General features: G+C 68.1%; 9 protein-coding genes. 8 read left to right on the top strand and 1 reads right to left on the bottom strand.

Annotated features, from left to right (window positions below; all coding sequences use genetic code 11):
• The first annotated feature begins 19 nt into the window (after positions 1–19).
• The 4 genes from E0500_RS45230 to E0500_RS39610 all read left to right on the top strand — a co-directional run bounded on the left by E0500_RS45230 (position 20) and on the right by E0500_RS39610 (position 4,888).
• On the top strand, positions 20–532 hold the full coding sequence (locus E0500_RS45230; protein ID WP_309505301.1) for an RICIN domain-containing protein: 513 nt from the start codon (positions 20–22) through the stop codon (positions 530–532).
• Between the two features lie 20 nt (positions 533–552).
• Positions 553–2,151: a non-reducing end alpha-L-arabinofuranosidase family hydrolase gene (locus E0500_RS39620; RefSeq protein ID WP_181587379.1), complete on the top strand. Its 1,599-nt coding sequence runs from the start codon at positions 553–555 to the stop codon at positions 2,149–2,151.
• A gap of 692 nt (positions 2,152–2,843) precedes the next feature.
• On the top strand, positions 2,844–3,965 hold the full coding sequence (locus E0500_RS39615; protein WP_131564287.1) for a Gfo/Idh/MocA family protein: 1,122 nt from the start codon (positions 2,844–2,846) through the stop codon (positions 3,963–3,965).
• The gene (locus tag E0500_RS39610) at positions 3,962–4,888 is read left to right on the top strand and encodes a PmoA family protein (protein WP_131564285.1); all 927 of its coding nucleotides are present in this window, start codon (positions 3,962–3,964) and stop codon (positions 4,886–4,888) included. The genes E0500_RS39615 and E0500_RS39610 overlap by 4 nt, the downstream gene beginning before the upstream one ends.
• A 243-nt stretch (positions 4,889–5,131) precedes the next feature.
• Here E0500_RS39610 and E0500_RS39605 read toward each other — a convergent pair whose 3' ends face one another.
• The gene (locus tag E0500_RS39605) at positions 5,132–6,157 is read right to left on the bottom strand and encodes a LacI family DNA-binding transcriptional regulator (RefSeq protein ID WP_131564283.1); all 1,026 of its coding nucleotides are present in this window, start codon (positions 6,155–6,157) and stop codon (positions 5,132–5,134) included.
• Positions 6,158–6,472: 315 nt separating this feature from the next.
• Between E0500_RS39605 and E0500_RS39600 the strand changes: the two genes are divergently transcribed.
• From E0500_RS39600 to E0500_RS39585, 4 genes are all read left to right on the top strand, one after another.
• Complete coding sequence (locus E0500_RS39600; RefSeq protein ID WP_131564281.1) at positions 6,473–7,417, top strand: carbohydrate ABC transporter permease; 945 nt, start codon at positions 6,473–6,475, stop codon at positions 7,415–7,417.
• Between the two features lie 46 nt (positions 7,418–7,463).
• Positions 7,464–8,282, top strand: coding sequence for a carbohydrate ABC transporter permease (locus tag E0500_RS39595; RefSeq protein ID WP_309505300.1), 819 nt, complete (start codon positions 7,464–7,466; stop codon positions 8,280–8,282).
• 32 nt (positions 8,283–8,314) lie between these two features.
• Complete coding sequence (locus E0500_RS39590) at positions 8,315–9,631, top strand: ABC transporter substrate-binding protein (protein ID WP_131564278.1); 1,317 nt, start codon at positions 8,315–8,317, stop codon at positions 9,629–9,631.
• 77 nt (positions 9,632–9,708) lie between these two features.
• Positions 9,709–11,148 carry a glycoside hydrolase gene (locus E0500_RS39585; RefSeq protein WP_131564276.1) on the top strand — a complete coding sequence of 480 codons (1,440 nt, stop codon included), beginning with the start codon at positions 9,709–9,711 and terminating at the stop codon, positions 11,146–11,148.
• Positions 11,149–11,447: the final 299 nt, after the last annotated feature.

The raw sequence follows: 11,447 nt of genomic DNA, 5'->3' as shown, positions 1-11,447 counted from the left end.
CAGCGGCAAGGCACTTGACGTGGACAACCTGGCGACGAGCGACGGGGCGCGCGTCACGCAGTGGTCGCGAAACGACCAGGCGCAGCAGCAATGGCAGTTCGTCGACTCGGGCAATGGCCACTACCGGCTGCGGTCCAGACACTCCAACAAGGTCCCGGACGTCCACAACTCCTCGACGGACGACAGCATCGTTCAGAGGGCGGACAACAACGCTGCCAACCAGCAGTTCCAGCCCCACGACTTGGGCGGCCGCTGTCTGCAGCTGATCAACCGCAAGAGCGGCAAGGCCTCGAAGTGCAGGGCGCCGCCACCAACGACGGCGCCGGCATCGTCCAATGCCGCGGCTGGGACGGCGCCGACAGCAGTGGCAGCAGGTGCGCGTCAGCTGACGCGAGCGGTTCTCCCCTGCCGTTGTCTTCCCGCCCGCTGGCGGCACCGGCTTCCCGGTGAGGACGACGACCGGAGCGCCGGCGACCGAAGGCAGGATCTCTTCCCGGCGGCCATGCGCGCGGGCAGCGTGGTGTGGCCCTGACAATGAAAAGGAGCATCCCCATGGACGGGGCGAACGACTCCTCGACATCCGCGCCGCGAACATCGGCGACCAGGCTGTCGCGCCGCTGGTTCCGGCGGCGTGGCCGACTCGGCACCACGATCGCGTTCGTCGTGGCCTCCCTCCTGGCGGGCCTGACGACCATCGTCGGCGCCGCCCCGGCCTCGGCCGCGACGGTCGACACCAGCGCCTGGTACGTGTTGGTGAATCGCAACAGCGGCAAGGCGCTTGAGGTGTACAACCTGGCGACGAGCGACGGGGCGCGCATCACGCAGTGGTCGCGAAACGACCAGGCGCAGCAGCAATGGCAGTTCGTCGACTCGGGCAATGGCCACTACCGGCTGCGGTCCAGACACTCCAACAAGGTCCCGGACGTCCACAACTCCTCGACGGACGACGGTGGGAGCATCGTCCGGTGGGCCGACAACAACACCGCCAACCAGCAGTTCCGGCTCGCTGACTCCGAGGGCGGGTATGTGCGGCTGATCAACCGGAACAGCGGCAAGGCACTTGAGGTGCAGAACGCTGCGACCAACGACGGCGCCAACATCGTCCAGTACGCCGACCGGGGCGGCGCCAACCAGCAGTGGCAGCTCGTGCGCGTCGGAGACGGCAGCACGCCGCCCGCGTCGTCGTTGCCCTCCTCCCTTCAGTGGAGCTCCAGCGGTGTGGTGGCCGGTCCGAAGTCGGACGCGAGCCACGACATCGTCGCCATCAAGGACTACTCGGTGGTCTGGCACAACAACAAGTGGCAGATCTACGCCACCACCGCCAGTCGGAGCGGCGGCTGGAACCTGGTGCACTTCGCAGCTCCCGACTGGTCCCAGATGGCGGGGGCGCAGCACACGTTCCTGGACACCGCCTCCGGCGTCGGCTCCGGCTACCGGGCCGCGCCACAGGTGTTCTACTTCGCACCGCAGAAACTGTGGTACCTGGTCTACCAGACCGGACTGCCGTCGTACTCCACCAGCAGCGACCCCAGCAACCCCAGGTCGTGGTCTACGCCGCGCAACTTCATGAACAGCGTGCCGGACATCGTCACGCAGAACATAGGAAACGGGCACTGGCTCGACTACTGGGTGATCTGCGGCACGGCCAACTGCCACCTGTTCTCCAGCGATGACAACGGCCACATCTACCGTGCCCAGACCTCCCTGGCGAATTTCCCCAATGGGTTCAGCAATACCGTCATCGCCCTGGAGGACTCCAACCGCTTCAACCTCTTCGAGGGCACCGCGGTCTACAAGCTCGGGAACAGCAACAAGTACCTGCTGCTCCAGGAGGCCATCGGTTCCGGCGGCCGCCGCTGGTACCGGTCTTTCACCTCCGACCGCATCGACGGCCAGTGGACCCCGCTGCACGGGACCGCTTCCAACCCGTTCGCCAGCTCCAGCAACGTGATCTTCCCGGCGGGCACTGCGGCATGGACTCAGGACTTCAGCCACGGTGAGCTGCTCAGGTCGGGCGACGACCAGACGATGACCATCAACCCGTGTCGCCTGCAGTTCCTCTACCAGGGGATGGATCCGGGCGCGGGCGGTGACTACGGCCAGCTGCCGTGGCGCATGGGCCTGCTCACCCAGACCAACCCCACCTGCTGAGCGTTCCGCCAAGCGATGGAGGCTGCCCGAGCCGCGCACCAGGCGTCCCGGGCAGTCTTCGGTGACCGGCCGGGGCGGGAGACCGACAGCGCCCCGCCTCAGACCTGCGCAGACCGGGGGGCGCAGCACTCATACCTCATCCTCGATATCGCAGAGGGGCGAGTCCCGGCCAGCCATGTCAGCCTTTTCTGCCTGCGGTGGCGATGCTATGGACGAAGACAGCGCTGAGCGAGGAGGAACAGCAAGAGGACAGGCGCCACGACGAGGCAGCCAACGGCCAGCAGAGTGCCACAGTCGGTGGAGTACAGCATCTGGAAAAGGCGGATACCGGGGCAGCGTGAACTTGGCGGAGTTGGAACTGCCGGCCTCGGCGTCCGGCATGTCGAATGCCATACGTCTTCTCGAAGGGCACCGGTGGGTGAGAGTGGATGGGGTGTCAATGGTCGCCACCCCTCCTCCAGTCGGGCCGCAGGCGACCGGCCCGCTCCGCGCCCTGGGCGTGCCGGTGGCGAGGCGGTCGTGGCGCGCGGACCGCGCCTGGTTCCGGTGGCCCTCCTGGCCGATGGGCCCGATCGTACGTGGCGGACCGATAGCGGGACGACCATCCCCGGGCGGGAATGAAGCCTTGTGTTATCGATAACTTATCCCTAGGGTCGCTGCCGCAAGCGCTTGCTCTATCGCGGAGGAGCCGCATGTCCTCTCCCCCATCCCGTCTGCGTACCGCCGTCGTCGGCACGGGCGGCATTGTCACCGGCAATCACCTGACAGCCCTTCAAGCTCACGCCGACCGGGTCGAGCTGGTCGCCGCCGTGGATGTCGACCAGGTCAGGCTCGGCACCTTCCAGGAGGCGGCCGGGGCGGTCGGCATGGACCCGCGGGGCTTCGACGACCTGGACGCCATGCTCGGCGAGGTCCACCCCGATCTGATGCTGATAGGCACCCCTCCCGCGCTCCACCGGGCTCAGACGGTCGCCGCGCTCAGAGCGGGCGCGTGGGTGCTGTGCGAGAAGCCGCTGTGTCTCTCGCTCGCCGAGTACGACGAGATCGCCGCCGCCGAGGAGAGGGCCGAGGGCTATGCGTCCGTCGTCTTCCAGCACCGCTACGGCTCCGGTGCCCTGCACGCGCGTGAGCTGATCGCCGGCGGTGAACTCGGCGCCCCGCTCGTCGCGCACTGCCAGACCACCTGGTACCGCGACCGTGAGTACTACGCCGTGCCGTGGCGTGGTCGCTGGGCCAGCGAGGGCGGCGGCCCCACCATGGGTCACGGCATCCACCAGTACGACCTGCTGCTCCACCTGCTCGGCGACTGGACCGAGATCCGCGCCATGGCGGCCCGCCTGGTGCACGACGTGGAGAGCGAGGACGTCTCCACCGCCCTGGTCCGCTTCGCCGACGGCGCGCTGGCCACCGTCGTCAACAGCGTCCTGTCTCCCGACGAGGTCAGCCGTCTGCGCATCGACTGCGCCGAGGCCACCGTCGAGTTGACCCACCTCTACGGTCACGGCAACGGCGACTGGACCTACACTCCGCGCCCCGGCCTCGACGACGAGGCCCGCGTGGCCGCCTGGCGCACGCCGACCGGGGACCTGCGCAGTTCGCACGCGGCGCAGCTCGGTGCCCTGCTGGACGCGCACGACCGGGGCGAACGGCCGCCGGGGAGCGGGCCCGATGCGCGGCGCACTGTCGAATTCGCCGCCGCTCTCTACAAGTCGGCCTTCACCGGCCGGCCAGTCCTGGCGGGCGAGATCACCGCGGGTGACCCCTACTACACGGCCATGCACGGCGATCACCAGGACTGGAGCCCCAAGCGATGACGATTCAGGTCAGCCATATCCTCGGCGAGCGGATCGACATCGTGGCGGGCGGCGTCGAGCTGATGAGTTACGTCTACCGCCCGGATCCGGACCCGTTCGAGTCCCGCAAGCCCTACATCCACCCTCTGCGCACCTTGGCCGGCAACCTGGTCTCGGGCTACCGCCCGAACGACCACCGCTGGCACAAGGGCCTGCAGATGACCGCGAGCCACCTCTCTCAGCAGAACTTCTGGGGCGGCAACTCCTATCTCGGCCCCGATCGGGGCTACCAGCGCGTCGAGGAACTGGTCGGCTCGATGCGGCACGACGGCTTCGCCGAACTCGTTGCCACCGACGACCGGTTCCACCTGGCCGAGGAGCTCACCTGGGTGGCGAACGACGGCGCCGAGTGGGCGCACGAGCGGCGGGGCATCACCGTCCACTCCGTCGACCCCGCCTCCGGCTCCTGGGCGCTGGACTGGACGATCGACCTGACCAACGTCCGCGACGAGCCGCTTTGCTTCGGCTCGCCGACCACCGCGGGCCGGGAGATGGCCGGCTACACCGGTCTCCAGTGGCGCGGCCCGCGGGACTTCACCGGCGGGAAGGTCCTGGGCCCCGAAGGAGAGGCGGAGCAGGAGAAGCTCATGGGCTCCCAGGGCCCCTGGCTCGCCTTCACCGCCGTGCACGACGACGTCGACGCCGGCTCCACACTCGTCTTCGCACACGCCCCAGCAAATCTGGACCCGGCGCAGGCCGCACACGAGTCCCACTGGTTCGTGCGCAGCACGCCGATTCCGACCGTGGCGTTCTCCTGGGCGTTCTTCGAGGAGTTCGAGCTGGCCCCGGGAGCATCGTTCGCCTACCGCTACCGGATGCTGATCGCGGACGGCACCTGGGACCGCGACCGTGTGACCATCCGTCTCGGAGAACTCCCGTGGTGAGCCCCCCACCCGCTGACGGTGGGGGGAGCGCGCGGGACCGGCCGACGTCCCGGGGATGGGGGCGGCCCAACTACCTGACGGCGGCGACGACCTTCGGCACGACACCGCCGTCGATCCACGGCGGCTGCGGCATGTGCGGCCATCGCGACGGACCCGAACCAACAGGCCTCGCACAGCCGAGGGCCGCCACCTGACGGGAGCCCGAGCAGGTCCTGGTCGCTGCCCTCCCCCGGGCGGCCAGGGTCAGTCGCGCCGCGCCGGGGCGGGCCCTGGGCGCGGCGGTCCGACGGACTCGCGCGGCACCAGCTGGTTGATCGAGCCCACGCCCGGTTCCGGCACCGGTTCCCCTCGAACGGCCGCGACGAGCCGCAGCATCGCGTCCCGGCCCTGCGCCTCGCGGTCTATGGCGATGGTCGACAGCGAGGGGGTCGCGAAGCGCGCGATCTCGTCGTCGTCCCAGCCGAAGACGCTCAGGTCGCGCGGAACCTGCCAGCCGCGCTCCAGCGCGCCCCGCACCACCCCCATGGCCACGGTGTCGTTGACGGCGATGACAGCCGTGACCTCGGTGTCGTCGGGGAGGCTGCCGACGGCGTCGTAGCCGGACCGCGCCGACCAGTCCCCGTCGACCACACCATGCGACCGGAGGCCGAGCCGTTCGATCGTCTCCATGTAGACCACCTTGCGGTTCCGCGCCGAGGCCCACGTCTGCGCCCCCGCTACATGGAGGAAGTCCCGATGGCCCAGGGAGACCAGGTACTCGATGATGTCGACGACCGGCGAGCCGTCGGCGAGCAGGCCGAGCCCTCGCATCTTGTCGTCGTAGTCTCCGGTCGTCAGCACGGGCACCGACGCCCTGGACGCGATGTCCGCGTCCAGGGAAGCCAGCGACAGGATCCCCTCGACACGGCCGGACTCGGCCAGCTCGCGCACCCGGTCGGAACGAGCCTCAGGGCCGCCCTCCACGCTGACCAGCTCAAGCTGGTAGTCGGCCTCGTGCGCCGCGGCCGACGCAGCGCCGAGCAACCTGAGGGGGAACGTCTTGGGCATGGGCAGGACTACCGCCAGCCGGTTGGTACGGCGCGTGCGCATGGAACGGGCCAGCTGATTCGGACGGTAGTCGAGCGCCTTCACCGCCGCGTCGACCCTTTCACGGGTTGTCGGCCTCAGACGTTCGCCGCGCAGGTAGCGCGAGACGGTCTGGTGCGAGACCCCGGCCAGACGCGCCACCTCGTACATGGTCGCTCGTCGTGGCGGCTCAGGCGTGGTCACTATCCCCTCCGGCGGACGGCGCGACGTACGGACTGGCGCATGCAGAGCTGTTGACATCCCAAAGTGGGCGCTCCTACGGTAACGCCAGCGAACTTTATCGATAACAATTATCGGTAACACCCTACGGGACACGGCGCCTGCGGCGGACATCACACGCCCCGGCGGCGACAACCAGCAAGTCGCGAGCGCGCCATTGTGCGCAGGAGCCAGCCGGCCCGCGGGTACAGCCAGGATCGCCCGTACCCCACGCCCATCGGCACGTACTCGAAGAGGAGCACGCGTGCATCCGCCAACTACGTTCCCGGGTCCCCTCTCGTGAGCGCCTTGGAAGAGTTCCGCTCGCTGAGCCACTCCCGCCGGCGGCCGGGTTCGCTCGGGAGTCGTGCGGAGACCAGCGACGGGAAGGCCGCTGCAGTCTTCCTCGCGCCATGGCTGCTCGGCCTGCTGGGCATCACGGTCGGCCCGATGATCGCGTCGCTCTATCTCGCGTTCACGGACTACAACCTGCTACAGGACCCCAAGTTCACGGGCCTGGACAACATTCGGCGGATGCTGGAGGACGACCGGCTGGGGCAGTCCCTGAAGGTCACCTTCACCTACGTGACCGTCTCGGTGCCGCTACAGCTGGCAGTGGCCCTGGGCCTCGCGCTGCTACTGGACCGTGGCATCCGTGGCCTGTCGCTGTACCGCTCGATCCTGTACCTGCCCTCGCTGTTGGGCACGAGTGTGGCCATCGCCGTGCTGTGGCGGCTGGTCTTCGGCGCCGAGGGCATGGTCAACGCGTTCCTCCAACTCTTCGGGGTGGACGGACCGGGGTGGGTGGCGGATCCGGACACGGCGCCGGGCACACTGATCCTGCTGCACGTGTGGACGTTCGGCGCTCCGATGGTGATCTTTCTTGCCGGGCTGCGGCAGATCCCCCGGGAGCTGTACGAGGCCGCGTCGACCGACGGCGCCTCACGGGTGCGGCAGTTGGTCACGATCACGCTGCCGCTGCTGAGCCCGATCGTATTCTTCAACCTGGTGCTGGGGCTGATCGGCAGTTTCCAGTCGTTCACCCAGGCATTCATCGTCTCCAACGGGACGGGCGGGCCGAGCGATTCGACGCTGTTCTTCTCGCTGTACCTCTATCAGGAGGGCTTCACGAGTTTCCGGATGGGCTACGCATCGGCTCTGGCGTGGCTGCTGCTGATCATCATCGGAGCCTTCACGGCGCTGAACTTCTGGGCCTCGAAGTATTGGGTTTTCTACCATGACTGACGTTCTGCGGACCGCCCCACGCAGGACGCGGCATGGCCGACGGCGAGTGACCAGTGTACTCAAGCACACCTGCCTGATCGCCTTGTCGCTGATCATGCTCTATCCGCTGCTGTGGATGGTGGCCAGCTCCCTGCGGCCGAACGACGAGATCTTCACCCAACCCGGACTGCTGGTCGACACCTTCGACTTCGACCACTACCCCAACGGCTGGTACGCCCTCAGCTACCCCTTCAACACCTATCTCCTCAACTCGGCGCTGGTGGTGCTGGGTTCGGTGATCGGGAATCTGATGTCCTGTTCGATGGCCGCCTACGCCTTCGCCCGCCTGCGGTTCCGCGCGCGGCGACTGGCGTTCGTGCTCATGCTGCTGACACTGATGCTGCCGATCCACGTGCTGATCATCCCGCAGTACGTCTTCTACGCCCAGCTGGACTGGATCAACACCTATCTCCCGCTGATCCTGCCGAAGTTCCTGGCCACCGATGCCTTCTTCATCTTTCTGATGGTGCAGTTCATCCGGGGCATCCCACGCGAGCTGGACGAGGCAGCGCGGATCGACGGCGCCGGGCATGCCCGGATCTACGGGCAGATCATGCTGCCGCTGATGGCCCCGGCCCTGGCGACCACGGCGATCTTCACGTTCATCTGGACCTGGAACGACTTCTTCACCCAGCTGATCTTCATCACCAAGCCCGACCTGTACACCGTGCCGGTGGCCCTGCGCTCGTTCATCGACGCCCAGACCACCTCTGACTTCGGCGCGATGTTCGCCATGAGCGTGGTCTCGCTGGTCCCGGTGTTCCTGGTCTTCCTGTTCGGCCAGCGGTTCCTGCTCCGCGGCATCGCCACGACCGGCGGCAAGTAGGAGCGGTCAGAGAGGAAAAGGAGAAGAACGACATGACCCACCGTGTGCCCCACGGCCCGCATGCCGCCCTGGCCCTCGCGACCGCCGGCGTGCTCCTTGCCGCCTGCGGCGTCGGCGCCAACCCCGTCGACAACCCGCAGCTCAGCGGCGACGAGGTCACCATCACCTTCGCGTGGTGGGGTGCCGACGCCCGAGCGAAGTTGACCCTCAAAGCCATCGAACTCTTCGAGCAGGAGCATCCGAACATCGACGTGGACCCGCAATACGCCGACTGGCCGGGCTACTGGGACCGGCTGGCCACCACCACGGCGGCCGGCGACATGCCCGACGTCTCACAGTTCGACCAGGTCTATCTCGCCTCCTACGCACAGCGGGGCGCCCTGCTCGACCTCTCCACGGTCGACAACATCCTCAACCTGTCGGCCCTCGACGACGACATCCTGGAGACCGGCCGCGTGGACGGTACCCAGTACGCGGTCCCCCTCGGCGGCGCGGCCAACGGCGTCGTCATCAACACCTCCCTGTTCGAGGAGTACGACATCGAGCTGCCCGACCTCACCACCTGGACCTGGGGCGACTTTACCCGTGTGGCCGAGGAGCTGACGGAGGCCTCCGACGGCAAGGCGCGCGGCGTCACCCCCTTCTCCAACTCGTTCGACCTCGGTGTCTGGGCCCGCCAGCAGGGCTCGGAAGTGTTCGATGACGAGGCCGTCGTCCTCGACGCCGATGCCCTCGCAAGCTACTGGGAGCGCCAGCTCGACTGGATCGGCAGCGGGGCCGCGCCCTCGGTCGAGCACCTCATCGAGATGACCGATGTGACGCTGGACCAGGTCGACGTGGTCACCGGACGGACCGGCATGGCCTTCATCCCCGCCGGCGCGTTCACCGCCTACCAGTCGGCCGCGCCCGACTTCGACTACGACCTGGCCAACTGGCCCTCCGACAGCACCACCCCGCCCGGCTTCCAGTATCTCAAGCCGACCATGTACTGGTCTGCCGCATCCACCTCCAGCCACCCCGCCGAGGCCGCTCTGCTGATCGACTTCCTGTCCAACGACCCCCGCGTCGGCGAGATCTTCGGCCTCGACCGCGGGGAGCCGGCCAACCCCGCCTTCAGGAAGGCACTGGTGCCGGGCCTGGACGCCACCGGCAGGGAGACGTTGGCCTTCTCCGAGGCCATGGTCGAGGAGGTCGGCGAGCCTGCTTCCATCACCCCGAGCGGAGGCAGCGCCATGGACGCTCTGTTGAAGCGCTACACCCAGGACGTGCTGCTGGGCGAGGCCTCTCCCCGCGAAGCGGCGGAGGGCTTCATCAGCGAACTCCGGGACAGCGTCACGGCGGCGAACTGAAGAGGCGGGCCCGCTGTGCCGAACGCCCAAAGTGCCCAACGGAGGTCATCGACAGCAACCATCGAAAGGACAGCCTCGTGAACCGAACGATCCGCGCGGTCGTGGCCGGCACCCTGGCCGCGACCCTGCTGCCGCTGGCTTCGGCGTCCGCCGAAGCCGAGACCTCAGGTCGCGTGCCACACGTCGCCGGGAGCGTCGACTTCGGCGAGAAGCGGCAGCTCATCGACGGCTTCGGTATCTCGCAAGCCTTCCAGCGCGCCGCCATCATGAACGGAGCGCGCGGCCTGACGCCGGAGCACCAGCGGGAAATCCTCGATCTGTTATTCGATGCCGAGACCGGGGCCGGTCTGAGCATCCTGCGGCTCGGCGTCGGTTCGTCCGCCGACGAGGTGTACGACCACATGAAGTCCATCCAGCCCACCGATCCCGGCGGCCCCGACGCCCAACCGAGGTACAAGTGGGACGGATACGACGGCGGTCAGCTGTGGCTGGCCAAGGAAGCCCAGAAGTACGGGGTCGAGCGGTTCTACGCCGATGCCTGGAGCGCACCCGGCTACATGAAGACCAACGGCGACGACGCGAACGGCGGCACACTGTGCGGACTGCCGGAGGCCGAGGGGTGCGCCGGCGGCGACTGGCGAAGGGCCTACGCCGAGTACCTGGTGCAGTATGCCCGTTTCTACGCCCAGGAGGGCCTTGAGATCACCGACCTCGGGTTCACCAACGAGCCGGGCTGGGTGACCGACTACGCATCCATGGACATGACACCGAAGCAGGCGGCCGACATGGCGAAGATCGTCGCCGACGCAGTCGCGGATTCGGAGCTGTCCGACATGAACGTCGTCTGCTGCGACACCGTCGGCTGGGCCGCGGACAAGGAATTCACCGAAGCGATCGAGGCAGACCCGGAGGCCGCCGCAGCGGTCGACATCCAGACCGGCCACCGGTACGGGGACCCGGCGCGCAGCCCCCTGCCGACCGACGACCACACCTGGATGTCGGAGTGGAGTCCTCCGGGCCCGGACTGGAACGAGGCTTGGGACGACGGAAGCGGCTACGACGGCTTCACCGTGGCAGAGGACATCCTGGGCACCCTCACCCAGGCCGAGGCCAACGGCTACGTCTACTGGTTCGGCGCCTCGATCAACGCCACCCGTGCCCTGATCCGGATGGACGGCCCGGACTACCACGTCTCCAAACGCCTGTGGGGAATGGCCGCCTTCAGCCGCTTCATACGGCCCGACGCGGTCCGGGTGGGTGCGGACTCCGACAGTGAGGCCGTGCGCGTCGCGGCTTTCCGGAACACCGGCGGCAGCAACGTGCTGGAAATCCTCAACACCAGCACCGGCTCAGTCCGCCAGACCTTCGACGTCAACGGCCACACCGACAGGAGCGGCGCCGTCTACCTCACCGATGAGTCCCACGACCTCCAGCGCACCGGTAGGGCGCGCGTCGCGGGCGGCCGTCTCTCCGTCGACCTGCCTCCCCGCTCGCTGACGACTGTGGTGTTCGACTAACGGTGTTTTGTCAGGGCGAGGTCGTGTAGCCGTCAACCAGCTGCGGACGGCGCGGAGGGTCTGGCGCCAGCGGGGCCGTTGGGGCGGTGGGGCGGTGGGGTGCCCTCCTCTCACGGCTGGCCACTTCGGCACACTGGTACATCGCCCTGCCTTCTGGCCCATGCCTTGGATGACGCTGGCCAGTGCCGTAGCCGGTGTCCTGATCGCGACCGCTTCCCCGCCCTGCTTGACGGCAGCCGCGGGTGTCGCGAACAGGACGACCGCCTTATCGGCGACGCCGCGTCCTGCTCAACGAATAT

This window comes from Streptomyces sp. KM273126 (genome assembly GCF_004337435.2).
GTDB lineage: Bacteria > Actinomycetota > Actinomycetes > Streptomycetales > Streptomycetaceae > Streptomyces > Streptomyces acidicola.
This window is presented reverse-complemented; position numbering and strand designations above follow the sequence as displayed.

Coding starts and splice junctions, on each gene's coding strand:
- E0500_RS39620 (WP_181587379.1), top strand. CDS start 553: ATGGACGGGGCGAACGACTCCTCGACATCCGCGCCGCGAACATCGGCG.
- E0500_RS39615 (WP_131564287.1), top strand. CDS start 2,844: ATGTCCTCTCCCCCATCCCGTCTGCGTACCGCCGTCGTCGGCACGGGC.
- E0500_RS39610 (WP_131564285.1), top strand. CDS start 3,962: ATGACGATTCAGGTCAGCCATATCCTCGGCGAGCGGATCGACATCGTG.
- E0500_RS39590 (WP_131564278.1), top strand. CDS start 8,315: ATGACCCACCGTGTGCCCCACGGCCCGCATGCCGCCCTGGCCCTCGCG.